Here is a 13,618-nt window from a genome sequence, read left to right on the forward strand (position 1 = left end):
AAGCAACGAATTATAAAACGGGTTCGCGTGTTCTCTCCGAGTATGGCACTCATCGATTCGCTAATCGTGTTCATCGTGAGCCTGCTGATCGGTGCGCTCGGCATCTACGTCGGCGCTCGGGTCATCGCCGACTACGATGATTACACGTACGCTATCGTGACAGCACTGATCGGAGCGATAGTCTGGGCCGTCGTCGGCTTTCTCGTCGGATGGATCCCGCTACTCGGCCCGATCCTCACACTGCTTGCGTATCTGGCGATAATCAACTGGCGGTATCCCGGCGGGTGGGTCGACGCGGCGCTCATCGGCCTCATCGCGTGGATCGCCGTGCTGGCCGTGCTGTACGTGTTAGCGGCGGCCGGCCTCACCACCTTCGGCGCGGTCGGCGTTCCCGGGGTCTGATCACTCGGCGGCAAGGCCGAGTTCGTCGTTGACCAGGTCCACAGCGTTTCTGACGGCACCGACGGAACTCAAGTAACCAGCGCCGACGCTCGCTTTGAGCGCTATCGCCGCTTTGCCAGTCACGATAGACGGGCCGATCTGTGCGACTGCGCCGTCGCCGACGCTGACCAGCCATCCCGGCGAATCGAACGCGAACTGGTCGAGACGGGGAGCGAAAACGCCGTCGTCGTCGGCGACGAGTCGACGCACGTTCTCGGCGACTGAGCGGGCCTCGCGGATAGCCGACTGGGCGCTCGCGGGCACGGCCTCGCCGTCAGCGTCGACTACTCTCGCGGCGTCGCCGAGGACGAACGTCGAACCGCCCAGACGGAGTCGCCCGTCCACCTGCGGCCTGTCGCCGCCGAGCGCGTCGGGACCGCGGATGCCGCCCGTCCAGGCGAGGGTGTCGTACGGGACCGATTCGCCGCTTACGAGTTCGACCGCGTCCTCGTTTGCGCTTGCCACAGCGGTTCCCGTCCGGACCTCGACATCACGCGCCGTCAGTTCGTCTCGGACGGCCCGCCGGAACGCCGACGGGAACGACGGTGCGACCTCGTCCATCTGTTCGAGGAGCGTGACGGTGACGTCCGCCCCGTCGGCTTCGCGGGCCAGCGCCGAGAGTTCGCCCGCTAACTGGATACCGGAGAGACCGGCCCCGCCGACAACGGCCCGCCCGCCGTCCGTCAGCGTCGCCATGAAGTCCTCGCGGATCCGCTCGGCGTGGGGCAGACGCTTCAGCGGCGTCGCGTGTTCCTCGACGCCCGGGAGGCCGTAAAACTCCGTCTCCGCGCCGAGACACACCGCGCCGATGTCGTAGCCGACCGTCGACCCGTCGGAAAGCGTCGCTTCGTTCGCCTCGGGGTCGATATCGGTCACGCGGCCCCTGCGGACCCGCGCTCGTTCGACGACATCGGTCAGCGGTACGCGGATGTCGTCGGCGACGGACGGACGACGGACGGCCCGGTGGAGTTCGTGCTGGACGAGATGGTGGCCGGAGTCGTCGACCAGAAGGAGTTCGACGTTAGAGGGAAGTGCGTCCTCCAGTTGGCGCACGAGCGATACGCCGGCGTAGCCACCGCCGAACACTGCGACTTTCATCGCCGGATCGTTCGAACCGGACGGTAATGGGTTCCGGGGTCGGAACGCCGGGACTGCTTGCAGGGGAGATTCGCGGCTACGGTTCGAGACCGTACAGCGCGGACCGCACGAACACGAGCACGGGGATGATCTCCAAGCGCCCGACCCACATGTTCAGGAGGAACATCGCCTCGGTCAGTGCCGGCATGTTCGGCCCCGTGATGCCCGCGGAGAGGCCGACGTTGCCCTGCGCGCTCGCCACTTCGAACAGTGCGCTGGCGTAGGACGCGTCGGTGGCGTTCACGAGGACCAGACTGCTGACGATCAGCAGGATAACCCAGAGGATAGTCACGATGGCCGCTTCGCTGAACTCCCGTTCCATCTGGCCGCGGCCGAGCACTCGGTCGCCGATGCGCGCGTGGACGACCGCCGACGAGGGGAGGAACACGCGGGAGAACTGCCACTTGATACCGCGGGCGACGGTGTACCCGCGGACGATCTTGATCCCGCCGACGGTCGACCCCGCCGCGCCGCCGAGCACCATCGCGACGCTGACGACGAGTTTGCCGCCGGGGCTCCACTCACCGATGGGCGAGGACTGGAACCCGGTGCAGGTCAGCGCGCTGATCCACTGGAACGTCGAGTCGCGGACGGCGTCGGACGACCCGTCGAACGCGGCGGACGAAACGGGGTCGACGCCGAGGTTCTGAAGCGAGAGGGCAACGACGCCGGCGCCGAGCAGGACCAGCAGCCACCGCGTCTGCAGATCCGAGAGGAGCAGGCGCGGGTTCCGTCCGTTCAACACGCCGTAGTGGATAGGGAAGGCGATCGCGCCGAGCGTCATGATCGGCAGGAGGACGCCCTCGATCAGCGGGGAGTCGTACGTCGCGATCGAGTTGTCCGTCACGCTGAACCCGCCGGTCGCGAGGCCGGTCATCGCGTGGTTGAGCCCCTGCCAGAACGCCGTGAACACGGTGTAATCCTGCGTCCAGTAGATCGCCAGAAAGAGCGCGATGACCGAAAACAGCGTGTAGATCAGGAATATCCCCCAGACGGTCCGCACCGTCGAAACGACGCTCGGGTGGATCTTCTCCTCGCGCGTTTCGCTTCTGTACAGCGCGTAGCTTCCGCTGCCAGGCCGCGAGAGGATTGAGACGGTGAGGACGATTACGCCGACGCCACCGACCCACTGGATGAGCGAGCGCCACCACTGGAGCGCGTAGGGGAGCGACGGCTCGTGGACGGCCATCGTCAGGCCGCTCCCGGTCCACCCGCTCATGCTCTCGAAGAAGGCGTGCAGCGGGTGCTCGAAGTATTTCAGGCTGGATTCAGAGTACTCAGCACCCGCCGGGACGTAGCCGGCCGCGACACTTTCGGGCGTCAGATGGGCCGTCAGCAGGAAGCCGAGCGCACCGAACAGCGCCGTCGCGAACCACCCTCCGGCCGCGATCACCATCCCGTGTTTCATCCGGGGGTCCGGCGCGTCCGCGAAGGTGAGCCGTGCGCCTCCCCCGACGCCGGCCGTGATCCCGCCGGCGATCAGAAAGGCGAGCGCCGCGTAGAACTCCCGGAACGCGAGCGCAACGACGACGGTGAGAGTCATCAACACTGCCTCGATGAGCAACAGCGACCCGATGTCGCGGCTGATCGTCTCGACTGCCCGCGGAATTCGGCTACCGTTTCGGTTCATCTACGCGAACTCGTGGTCCTCGTAGTGACCGAACGTGTCCGTTACGTCGGGTGTCGCACCGTCCTGCGCGTACACAGTCAGCATGTCGCCGACCCGTATCTCGGTGTTACCGTGGGGTGTGATCGGGTCCGCATCGCCGTTTCGCTCGACGGCGACGATGAGAACGCCCTTCGGTAACAGCCCCTTCGAGCCGGCTGATGACAGCGTTTCGCCGGCGATGGGTGCGTCGTCGTCGACCGTGATCTCGAACACTTCGGCGGTGTCGCCGACCCGCATGTAATCCTTGATAGACGGTCGTTTGACCGCGCGGTAGAGGGAATCGGCGATGAGGCTCTGTGGGTTCTCCATCGTGTTGACGCCGATCCGCCGGAACAGGTTCATGTGGGCCGGGTCGTGAACGACCGAGACGATCGCGGGAACGTCTCTCTCTTTTCCAAGGAGACAGACCATGATGTTCGTGGCGTCCTGATCGGTCGTGCTGATCAGGGCATCGGCGCGGTCGATGCCGGCGTCTTCGAGCGTCGCCATTTCGGTCGCGTCGTCTTCGAGGACGAGACAGTCGAAATTCCGCGCCGCCTCGTCGGCTTTCGCTGCGTCGTTCTCGATGACGACGACTTCGTTCTCGTCGTTCGTGGCGATATCGATCAGCGGATAGCCGATATTACCCGCACCGACGACGATGATGTACATTCGATGTCGGCGTACTCAGTCCCCTCGTGAAAATCTATCGTTTGCCTATTCGGGCGTCTCGTAGTCGCCGCCGTACTTGAGGAAGAAGAAGGCGAGTCCGAGCGTCGACAGCATCGCGGCCATCGTGGCGATCCCCATCGTCAGCGCGCTGTCGGGGAGAGACGGGCCGCCACCGCCGCCGCTGGCGGCGGGGTTCTGGCCGGATTCGTTGACGGTGATCGTCGCCTCCATACCGAGCGACGCGTGGGGCTTGCAGAAGTAGGCGTACTCGCCCATGACTTCGAAGGTGTGTTCGTAAGTGAACCCCTCGTTCTCGATGGGTTCGTGGCCTTCCCAGTTGGCGTCGTCCGGTTGGTCATCAACGAGGATGTTGTGGCCGTCGGAGGTCCATTCGAACACGACCGTCGTGCCCGGCTGGATGTACAGTTCGGCCGGATCGAACACGTTGTCCCCGGTAAGTTCGACGGTTTCGGTTCCGCCCCCTCCACCGCCACCGCCGGCAGTCTCGTTTCCGTCGGACTCGTTTCCGTCTTCCTGGCCCGCCGCAACCCCGGCGGAACCCGCAGCGGCCGTCGCGCCCGCGCCTGCCTTGAGAAAGCCGCGACGGGACAGTCTCGCGTTCGCGTCGTCTACTGACATACCCGGGCCTAAGCGTTGGCCCGTACTGAATACTTTGGTTTTGCCGTCGAATCGGACGCCCCATTCGTGTAGCATTCGAGCGCTCTCAGTTTCACTGCTCTGAGCGAAAGCACGGGCGAACGTATTTTTTCTCCGGCGGGAGAGCTGCGGGAAGACGCTCGACGGCGGAGAGACGCCCGGCCAGTATCGCTGGGACCTGACGCCGCTGTTCGAGAGCGAGGGCGGCCTCACAGCCGAAACCTTCCGCGAGCTCCTCCGAGCCAGCGGTTCCGCGCACCCGACGGAACCGTTCACCTCGGGAAGCCGAAACGCTTAGGCGGAGTCCCGGTGGAAAGCCAGACATGACCGAGTGGATCGGCGACACCTTCACGAGCGATGTCGGGTGGGACCATCTCGAAACCCTGGTCGATGTCGGTAACCGCATGGCCGGCAGCGAGGGTGAACACCGTGCCGCGGAGGCGACGCGCGACGCGCTCGACCGTGTCGGCGCGCGGAACGCCCGTCTTGACGAGTTCGAGATACAGGGCTGGACCCGCGGCGAGAGCGCGATACGGGCCGACGGCACCGAGCAGAACTGCATCGCGCTGCCGCGCAGCCCCGCAGGCGAGACCACCGCCGAACTGGTCGACCTCGGATACGGTCTCCCCGAGGACTTCGACGACGCGGACGTCGCCGGCAACGTGGTGATGGCGCGGAGCGACGTGCCGGACCACTACGACCGCTACGTCCACCGCCGGGAGAAGTACTACCACGCGGTCGAGGCGGACGCCGCGGCGTTCGTCTACCGCAACCACGTCGAAGGGTGTCTACCGCCGACGGGCTCCGTCGGCACCGCGGACGACCCGATCGGCGAGATACCCGCGGTCGGCGTCTCGAAGGAGGTCGGCGCGCGCCTCGCGCGGCGGTTCAAGGGCGAGGACGTGACCGTCGAGGTCGAGGCCGACGCATCCGGCGCGACCAGCCAGAACGTCCACGCCGAACTCGGCCCCGACACCGACGAGGAACTGCTCGTCACCAGCCACGTCGACGCCCACGACATCGCCGAGGGCGCGATGGACAACGGCGCGGGAACGGCCGCGGTCGTCGAAGTCGCCCGAGCGCTCGCCGCGCGCGAGGCCGAACTGGACACCAGAGTCCGCTTCGTCGTCTTCGGCGCGGAGGAGGTCGGACTCGTCGGCTCCGAGTACGAGTCGGAGCGGGTCGAACGCGATACCGTCCGCGCCGTACTCAACCTCGACGGCGTCGTCCGCGGTCGGACCCTCGCGCTCTACACGCACGGGTTCGACACGCTGGAGACGGCCGCCAGGGGCGTCGCCGACCGCTACGACCACCCCATCGAAACCGTCCCCGAACTCGGCCCGCACAGCGACCACTGGCCGTTCGTCCAGTGGGGCGTCCCCGGCTACCACGTGATGAGCAAGACGGGCGACGACGGGCGGGGTTGGGGCCACACGTACGCGGACACCCTCGACAAACTCGAACCGCGCGACCTGCGCGAGCAGGCCGTCCTCCTCACCGAACTGGCGGTGGCACTCGCCGACGAGGAGTTCGACGCGGAGCGCAAGTCGGCAGACGAGATAGCCACCGCACTGGAGGCACAAGACCTCGCGGAAGGGATGAAGATCACGGGCGACTGGCCCTACGACGACTAACACTGTCGACCGACACTGTTCAAGATATCCGGACGGTCCGGGCTGTCCGGAGTTCTTCACCGACGTACAGCCGACAGTATAACCGAAACCTGCAGCCTTTTCTCCCCCGGGCCGCTACGGTTCGGCAATGGTGCGGGTTTCCAATGGCCAGTGACCCAGTCGCAGTCGTCGGCGCGGACGCCGACCGACTCGCCGACGATATCGACTCGTACACCGGCGTGGAGGTGAGCGCCGGTGCGGCGGCGGCCGACGCCGACGTGGTTCTCGCCAGCGGCGTCTCGGCGCTCGCCGACCTCGTCCGCGCCGGCACGGACGCGACGGTGCTTCCGGTCGACGCCGGGGCGGGCGTCCGTTCGGTTCCGTCGGCCGCCGCGGACGAAGCGATCGCAGACGTCGTCACCGGGGAATACGAGACCGCGACGCGGCCGGTGCTCTCCGTGAGCGTCGACGGCGCGGATCCCGTTCGCTCGCTGTTCGACGTGACTCTCGTCACGTCGGAACCGGCCCGTATCTCCGAGTACTCGGTGACGGCTGGACCGACGCGAGTCGCCGAACTTCGGGCCGACGGCATCGTGGTGGCGACCGCCGCCGGCAGTCACGAGTACGCGGAAGCGGCGGGTGGGCCGGTGCTTGACCCGGAGACGGACGCCGTCGCTGTCACGCCCATCGCGCCGTTCGTCACAGGCGCAAAACGGTGGGTCGTCCCGCACGACGACGTTACCCTCTCCGTCGAACGGGACGAAGGCGGCGTCTCGCTGCTCGTCGACGGCCGCAACGCCGGGGCAGTTCCACACGACACCGCGGTCCGCATCGCCCGGACGGACGCACTCAAACTGGCCGTCGTCGAGGCTAGTCGGTCGTTTTACTGACGAGAGAAACTGGAGCGGTCAGACGCCGCGGTCCGCGCTCACACGACGCCGTTCCAGAGCGGTTCCACGAGGTAGAACAGGCTCTGGTACGCGATATAGGAGAGCACGAACAGCGACCCGACGACGGCTGCTTTCGGCTTGTCGAGCGGTTTCTCCCTGCGGGCCTCGACTTTCCGTGCCTCGAACTCGAAGAAGTCGGTCAGGAAGGTACCTAACACGAGCATCGAGAGTATCATGCCGCCGTGGTGTTCGATCGTTAAGTAGTAGAATGCCCCGAGCACGAGCAGGACGTTCGCGAGTTCGTGCGGTACGTAGCGCGTGATCGCGTCCGCGCCGTCCCGTGCCTGACTGACGTGTGTCCGGTGAGCCAAAATCCGCGTAACCATATTGACTATCACCAACCCCAGGATGAGAAACTCCACCTGTATTTTGGTGAGAGCGTCGATGGGGCCGAACATCGATGACGGATCCATACGTCAACCTGTGTTGTTGGCGCATTAGTGTTTTTCCAATCGCTCGCCCGACGAGTGACTGTCAGACCATTGACGATGAGAACGGAAGAGAACCCCGGAGTCGGTCGTTTCGCGGCCGCAGAGCGGCTACTCGCTCGCGTACGCGGCGTACAGCTCGCGGCCGACGGGAATCACGACCCAGAACGTCAACGCGCCGAGGATGGCGAACCAGAACAGGCCGTCTTTCAGTTCGAGAGCGATAGCCGTGTACGTATCCGGATTAGCCGGATCCGGTGCGAGTAACTGTGGGTATTCCTTTGCCTCGAACGTAGGCGTGTTGAACCACCCCGCGAGCACCATCCAGATGAGCCCCGCACTGGTGAGGATCCCGAATCCTTTTGCGAATTCGTCAGCCATTATCTGATCTTTCGTCGTCGTCGTCTTTAGCGTTTCCCATTCCCGCCGCCTGGAACCGCGTGGCGAACGCGTACACGCCGCCGCCGAACACGATCGCCGCTAACCCCGCGAGGGCGAGCGGCACGTTCACCTCCGACAGCGCCACCGTTGCACGATTGGTCGCCGAGTCAAGCAGAACGAATCCGACGATGACGCCGAGCATGGCAAACAGCGTCGAGAACACTGTTACCGCCTTGTACAACCGCAGCGGTACGGTTATCTCGCGCGCTCCGCCCTGCTTGTTGTCGTCCGTCGGATCGGGCGAAGTCATGAAAAAATGAGACCGTTATTTCGGCGGCCGGAGCCGGTAATACCGGCGGTTGAGGTCGAACATGTACCCTTCGCGCATCGACTTCAGCACCGCGTACGATATCAGCGTCGCCACGATGGGCGCGAGGAACGTGATGTCGAACAGTAGGTGCGTGTCGAGTGGAAGGAGGTTCTTGATCGCCAGTGCGCTGATGGTGATGGCGAAGACGACGCCGCCGACGCCGACGGCCCCCCAGAACGGCTGTTCGACCGGTCGACGGGCGCTTCCCTTGTTGAGGAACGGGACGATGGCGATGAATCCGACCACGACGATGTTAGCGACGACGCCGTACGTACGGTCGGCCATCAGCTTCTCGCCACCTAAGATCGAGAGTTCGGGGTTGAGCGGCCCCAGCTTCAGCAGGCCGAACGACCAGTAGAGATACCAGTCCGGCAGGATGATCTCCGGCGTGGTACTCGGGTCCGCCACTGCCATCATCTCCGGCGGTAACGTCGCCGACAGGAACAGGATCATGCCGACGAAGAAACTCGTCAGCGACAGGTTTCGGATGAGTTCGTGCGGCCAGGTCGGGAAGCCGAGCACGTCGCGCTCGACGTAACTCGACTCCTGTCTGAGGTCCTGGTCCTCTCGGCGCGACCGCTCGAAGTACTCGTACGTGAGGCGGGACAGGCCTTGCGTGCGCTCCTTGCGCTCTCGCCAGGTCGGCACCTCGTCGTCGGGTGCGACGATGCCCGGCCCGCTGCCGTCCGTGCGTGTCTCGGTGTTTTCGTTGTCGTCTGCCATGGTTTTAGTGTGGTTCTGCGATGCCTTGCATCCACACGATGCCGATGTGGATGGCGATCAGTGCGGTCACGACGAAGGGCAGGAAGAACACGTGCAGGATGTACATCCGTTGCAGCGTGGGCTGCCCGAGCGTGAATCCGCCGAACAGTAGCTGTGCGGCCCACTCGCCGATCAGCGGGATCGACAGCGCCATCTCGACGCCGATCTGCCCGGCCCAGAAGCTCAGCTGATTCCAGGGGAGCAGGTACCCGGTGTAACCGAACACCATCGTCAGACTGATTAGAACGATCCCGATGAGCCAGTTCAGTTCGCGGGGTTCCTTGTACGCGCCGGTGAAGTAGACGCGGAGCATGTGCAGGAACACCGCCGCCGTCATGACCTGCGCGGACCAGCGGTGGATGCTCCGGAGCATGTAGCCGAAGTTCAGGTCCGTCATGATGTAGATGACCTGTTCGTACGCTGTCGCGGTTTCGCCGGCAGTCGCCGGTGCGAAGTAGAAGCCGAGCAAGGCTCCGCTCACCGCGGCGACGACGTACGCGATAGTCGAGAAGAACCCGAGCGAGTACAGCGGATACCAGTACCAGAACTTGTTGTCCAGATTGTACTGTTCCGTGTGACTCTTCGGCATCTGAAGGTTCGACTTGTAGTAGAGGTTCTCTAGAAGTTCCAGATAGTCGACGATCCGGAGCCGCTCGTCGAGCCACATCAGCGAGACCAGAAACGTCTTCTCGACCGGCGTCAGGTCTTTCTCCTCCATCCAGGCCTCGTGGTCGTGCTCGTCTTTCTTTTCTAAGCTCATGTGTTAGTCCTCCGCGGGGACCGGGAGCGCCGTGAAGGTCGTTTCGACGATCTCGAACGGGTCGTACACCGACTGGTGGCACGGGCAGTACACGTCGTCCTCCGCGTTAAACTGAGACGCTTGCTCGCTCGTCTTCCAGCCGGGGACGCAACAGAAGTGCGTACACTTGTTCAGATACGCCATGAAGCCCTTGTCGGTAGAGGCAGCCAACCAGTCGTTTTCCTGTGCTTTCTCTTCGATCCGTTTGCTCCTGATAAGCGTCACCGGGATGGTATTGGCGTTGTCGACATCCTGAGACCGCCAGGTCACCGCAGCGGGCTTGCCGAGGCCGCCCGAACCGATGCTGTTCTCCCAGTTCTCGTAGCCCTCGAAGTCGGAGACCTGCACGCGGTCGCCACCCGACACCTCCTCAGTCTGCCAGCCGTACGTCGGCGGCGGTGACGAGGAGTAGCGGAAGAAGTTCTCCTGGTCGGCCTCCGGTTTGAGTCCGGAGTATGACTGGACACCGCAGTACTGGAACCAGCGGGAGGAGTAGGTGACGTCGGTGCCCTTGTAGTTCTTGGTCTGAGTGATCGTGACGGTCTGGCCCTGTTGCTCGATCTCCGTTACCTCCGGCCAGACGCCTTTGATCTCGCCGTCTTCGATCTCGATGGGGATCTGGGGCATCCCGCGCGGTGCGGGACCGTCCGTGTTTTCGATCGCCATCGCCGTCGTCGCGCCGCCCCCTGCGCCGCTCTGCTCGGTTGCAGAGTTGACGGCGACGGCACCAGTGGTGCCGACTCCAGCGAGCGCTGCGCTACCGACGACACCTTTCACGAAACGGCGACGGTCCGATTCGACCGGATACTTGTCTTCGTCTTCTGGCATAGTTACTTTTTGTAGTACGGGTAGACTGCGCGTTTGACATGCTCCCATGCGTTCCCGCCGAGTTCTTCACCCTCAGCGTCCTCCTCTCGGACGTAGAGGTCCTCCCACTTTCGCCGGCGCTTCTTGACGATCATCACGTCGGGGAGAAACTCCTTGCGGTACAGCAGGAGGATAAAGGCCAGGTCGATGAAGATGACAGCGAGGATGAACCCGAGGTACATGTTCCCCGTTTCGACGTATCCCCAGCCGTTGACCAGACCGTACGTGAAGAGTCCGACGAACACGACTTCGATGACTGTCAGCAACACGATAGCTATCGCCGATGCGGTGCTCTCCCGCGCCGGTTCGTAGCGGTGAATGTCGCCGTATTTGCTTCCTTCTGATGACATGGTTTACTTCCTGTTGGGGCTACTCGTGTTCGGCGATTCGCCGTATTTCAGCACGTAGAACGAGAACACGAGCGACATAAAGATCGCGAGTATCGTCGCTATGCCGACGAAGTGCGCCTGAAACGGCACGCCGAGTTCGTGCGGGTCGACTTCGCCACCACCCTCGCCGCTGGCGGCGGGGTTCTGGCCGGACTCGTTGACGGTGATCGTCGCCTCCATACCGAGCGACGCGTGAGGCTTGCAGTAGTAGGCGTACTCGCCCATGACTTCGAAGGTGTGTTCGTAAGTGAACCCCTCGTTCTCGATGGGTTCGTGGCCTTCCCAGTTGGCGTCGGCCGGTTGGTCTTCGACGACGATGTTGTGGCCGTCGGAGGTCCATTCGAACACGACCGTCGTGCCCGGCTGGATGTACAGTTCGTCCGGATCGAACACGTTGTCCCCGGTGAGTTCGACGGTTTCGGTTCCGCCCCCTCCACCGCCACCGCCGGCAGTCTCGTTTCCGTCGGACTCGTTGCCGGCAGTCTCGTTGTCGGAAGACGTGGTTTCGTTCCCGTCGTCTTCTTCCTGCGCGACGGCCGGTGGCGCCACGCTGGCGACAGCGGCGGTACCTGTCACGCCGCTGGCTGTTTTCAGAAAGTCCCGCCTGTTCATACGCCTAGAAATTCAGGATTCAGTTCGCTTAAACCCACCGATGCTCACTCCCCCGCTTGCTATCGGTTCGCGGCCCCATACCGCCGTCTGGCGGTTCATTCGCTCTCGTTAGAATCGTCCTTTCCGTCTTCCAACGGGAGGAAATCCGGATACTCGCCGGACTCCAGACCGACCGCCCGCAGACGGTCGCGGTACTCCTCCGCGCGGAACCTGTCCGAGAGGCGTGCGTTGGCGACAGTCGTGAACAGCACGAGACTGAAGAAGAGAAAGCCGGCGGCAGCGATGACCGCCAACCCCGTGATATCCGCGAACAGCCACGCGCCGATCAGAACGAGGCCCGCGAGCAACTGGATGACGGCGATGAGTTGCAGCATTAGATTACCGAGTTCGCCGCTCCCCTCGGCCACCGATTCGGGATCAGGAAGTGAAACGCCCCCTTCCGGCGGTTCCGGCGGCGTGTAGCTCTCCATCGAGCAGAGCGCGATAGTCGGTTTGACGTCGCGAAGGACTGTGCCGAACCCCTCGACGGTGCCGTCAGGATACACCAGTGCGTAGCCGTCGTCAGAGTACGCGAGCAACCGCTGCTCTCCGTCCTGCTGTCTTCGTTCGAGAACGGCGAACACCTGACGGTCGGCGATCTGACTCGCCAGGTCCGCCTCGACCCGGTCGAGAAGGTCCCGGCCGGTGATCCACGTGTCGTCGTCGAAGGCGGCGTCCCACTCTTCGGGACTCATTTCGGCCATGTCTTGCGGCCCGAAGTCGTCGAAATCGTACCGCTCTTCCACCTGTTCGCGGAGTTCGGCCTCCGAGATCTCCGCCGTTTCATCGCCCCCGACTGACTGTTCGCCCAGCGAGTCGTCCGCGTTTGACGCCCCGTCCGTTGCCGGGACGGCGGCCTCACGGTCGTCCGGATCCTCTTCCGGCGACGATGGGGAGTCGGCCATTATGCGGCGATCGGTCCCCCACAGGCTTATACTGTTGGTTGTCCGACGACCGTCTCGGTCCCAGTGGCTGTAATCGAGACTATCTCGCTCTCGCCGGTTGATACTGTCGGCTGTAAGTACGTGAAGACTGCGAGGCAAGTATGGCCGCGTTACTTGCTTACACACCGTTTGCTGTCGAACCACTGTTCGATGAATTACAGCCGACAGTATGAGGCACTCACGTACGTTTTCGGTGCCGATCCATCGCTACGCAGGTACTTTCGGTCGTTTTAACGCGTCCCCGTCCCAACCGCGGCCTATGGCGTCGGATGTCTTCCTCGCGACCGTCGCAGCCGCCCTCGTGACGCTCAGCTTTCCGTTTTATCTCTACGGGGCGTGGATTATGATCGACACGGAGACGGTCACCTGGGGGGTACTCATCTACCATCTGAAGTTCATCGTTACCGGTCTCGTCCTCAACACGGTGCCCGTCGTCGTCTGGATGGTTCCGCGACTGTGGGACCAGCTCGGCGGCTTCGCCGCGGCTCACGCGTTCTTCGGGTTACAGGCCTACGCGATGCTCCTCGTTGCGCTTACTGGTATCGTCCGTATCCTGCAGGCGAAGCGCCAGTCCGACCTGTACGCCGAACCGAATCAGGACGTCTCGCTCTCAGACATCCACGAGCACGCCGACGACTGGCGACGCCGACTTCGCGTCGGCGTGTTCGGCTACGTCCTCTTCTGGCTCATCGCGTACGCGCTAGGTGTCGCTCGTTACCTCGTCAAGTATCAGGTGTTCTGAACCGGATTCCCGCTCGTCTGAAAAAGCGGACGGCGAAACGGCCTCAGCTCTGGAACGGCCCTTCGTCGCGGTGGTTGTCGCGGTTCTTCGTTGTCCCGCGCGCACCCGTCGTGACGGATCGTCGAGCCTTCGTCGATGTCCCGCTTGTCCGCTTTCCTCGGTGCGAC

The 13,618-nt window shown here is 63.8% G+C and carries 17 protein-coding genes; 4 read left to right on the plus strand and 13 right to left on the minus strand.

What is annotated here, in order from left to right:
* The first annotated feature begins 42 nt into the window (after window positions 1-42).
* Window positions 43-402, plus strand: coding sequence for a hypothetical protein (locus EYW42_RS00390; protein ID WP_135533281.1), 360 nt, complete (start codon window positions 43-45; stop codon window positions 400-402).
* Here the strand turns inward: EYW42_RS00390 and EYW42_RS00395 are convergent, their stop codons facing one another.
* The 4 genes from EYW42_RS00395 to EYW42_RS00410 form a co-directional block, all read right to left on the minus strand.
* Window positions 403-1,539, minus strand: a complete 1,137-nt coding sequence (locus EYW42_RS00395; RefSeq protein WP_135533282.1) for an NAD(P)/FAD-dependent oxidoreductase — start codon at window positions 1,537-1,539, stop codon at window positions 403-405.
* Window positions 1,540-1,615: 76 nt separating this feature from the next.
* Complete coding sequence (locus EYW42_RS00400; protein ID WP_135533283.1) at window positions 1,616-3,208, minus strand: TrkH family potassium uptake protein; 1,593 nt, start codon at window positions 3,206-3,208, stop codon at window positions 1,616-1,618.
* Window positions 3,209-3,898, minus strand: a complete 690-nt coding sequence (locus EYW42_RS00405) for a potassium channel family protein (RefSeq protein ID WP_135533284.1) — start codon at window positions 3,896-3,898, stop codon at window positions 3,209-3,211. It abuts the gene before it with no gap.
* A gap of 45 nt (window positions 3,899-3,943) precedes the next feature.
* On the minus strand, window positions 3,944-4,537 hold the full coding sequence (locus EYW42_RS00410) for a plastocyanin/azurin family copper-binding protein (RefSeq protein ID WP_135533285.1): 594 nt from the start codon (window positions 4,535-4,537) through the stop codon (window positions 3,944-3,946).
* A gap of 341 nt (window positions 4,538-4,878) precedes the next feature.
* On the opposite strand from EYW42_RS00410, the gene EYW42_RS00415 reads away from it, so the two are divergent.
* Together EYW42_RS00415 and EYW42_RS00420 are read left to right on the plus strand one after the other, a co-directional pair.
* Window positions 4,879-6,189: a M28 family peptidase gene (locus EYW42_RS00415; RefSeq protein ID WP_135533286.1), complete on the plus strand. Its 1,311-nt coding sequence runs from the start codon at window positions 4,879-4,881 to the stop codon at window positions 6,187-6,189.
* Between the two features lie 143 nt (window positions 6,190-6,332).
* Entirely contained in the window at window positions 6,333-7,058 is a 726-nt protein-coding gene (locus EYW42_RS00420; protein ID WP_135533287.1) for an NAD(+)/NADH kinase, read from the plus strand.
* A 38-nt stretch (window positions 7,059-7,096) separates the two neighbouring features.
* Here the strand turns inward: EYW42_RS00420 and EYW42_RS00425 are convergent, their stop codons facing one another.
* The 9 genes from EYW42_RS00425 to EYW42_RS00465 form a co-directional block, all read right to left on the minus strand.
* A complete protein-coding gene (locus EYW42_RS00425; protein WP_135533288.1) occupies window positions 7,097-7,531 on the minus strand; it encodes a DUF7313 family protein in 435 nt (144 codons plus the stop codon).
* Between the two features lie 126 nt (window positions 7,532-7,657).
* On the minus strand, window positions 7,658-7,927 hold the full coding sequence (locus EYW42_RS00430; protein ID WP_135533289.1) for a DUF7314 family protein: 270 nt from the start codon (window positions 7,925-7,927) through the stop codon (window positions 7,658-7,660).
* A complete protein-coding gene (locus EYW42_RS00435; RefSeq protein WP_135533290.1) occupies window positions 7,920-8,237 on the minus strand; it encodes a DUF7315 family membrane protein in 318 nt (105 codons plus the stop codon). Before EYW42_RS00435 ends, EYW42_RS00430 begins: the two co-directional genes overlap by 8 nt.
* Window positions 8,238-8,252: 15 nt before the next feature.
* Window positions 8,253-9,020: a cytochrome bc complex cytochrome b subunit gene (locus EYW42_RS00440; RefSeq protein ID WP_135533291.1), complete on the minus strand. Its 768-nt coding sequence runs from the start codon at window positions 9,018-9,020 to the stop codon at window positions 8,253-8,255.
* A gap of 4 nt (window positions 9,021-9,024) precedes the next feature.
* Window positions 9,025-9,819, minus strand: a complete 795-nt coding sequence (locus EYW42_RS00445; RefSeq protein ID WP_135533292.1) for a cytochrome b — start codon at window positions 9,817-9,819, stop codon at window positions 9,025-9,027.
* Window positions 9,820-9,822: 3 nt separating this feature from the next.
* Window positions 9,823-10,686, minus strand: a complete 864-nt coding sequence (locus EYW42_RS00450; RefSeq protein ID WP_135533293.1) for a QcrA and Rieske domain-containing protein — start codon at window positions 10,684-10,686, stop codon at window positions 9,823-9,825.
* Window positions 10,687-10,688: 2 nt separating this feature from the next.
* Window positions 10,689-11,075: a DUF7318 family protein gene (locus EYW42_RS00455; RefSeq protein ID WP_135533294.1), complete on the minus strand. Its 387-nt coding sequence runs from the start codon at window positions 11,073-11,075 to the stop codon at window positions 10,689-10,691.
* Window positions 11,076-11,078: 3 nt separating this feature from the next.
* Complete coding sequence (locus EYW42_RS00460) at window positions 11,079-11,726, minus strand: plastocyanin/azurin family copper-binding protein (protein WP_135533295.1); 648 nt, start codon at window positions 11,724-11,726, stop codon at window positions 11,079-11,081.
* A gap of 95 nt (window positions 11,727-11,821) precedes the next feature.
* Window positions 11,822-12,670: a DUF7319 domain-containing protein gene (locus EYW42_RS00465; RefSeq protein WP_135533296.1), complete on the minus strand. Its 849-nt coding sequence runs from the start codon at window positions 12,668-12,670 to the stop codon at window positions 11,822-11,824.
* A gap of 298 nt (window positions 12,671-12,968) precedes the next feature.
* Here EYW42_RS00465 and EYW42_RS00470 point away from each other — a divergent pair, with 298 nt between their 5' ends.
* On the plus strand, window positions 12,969-13,451 hold the full coding sequence (locus tag EYW42_RS00470; protein ID WP_135533297.1) for a DUF7321 family protein: 483 nt from the start codon (window positions 12,969-12,971) through the stop codon (window positions 13,449-13,451).
* Window positions 13,452-13,618: the final 167 nt, after the last annotated feature.

Source organism: Halostella pelagica, assembly GCF_004762015.1.
In the GTDB taxonomy this organism is placed as follows: Archaea; Halobacteriota; Halobacteria; order Halobacteriales; family Natronoarchaeaceae; genus Halostella; species Halostella pelagica.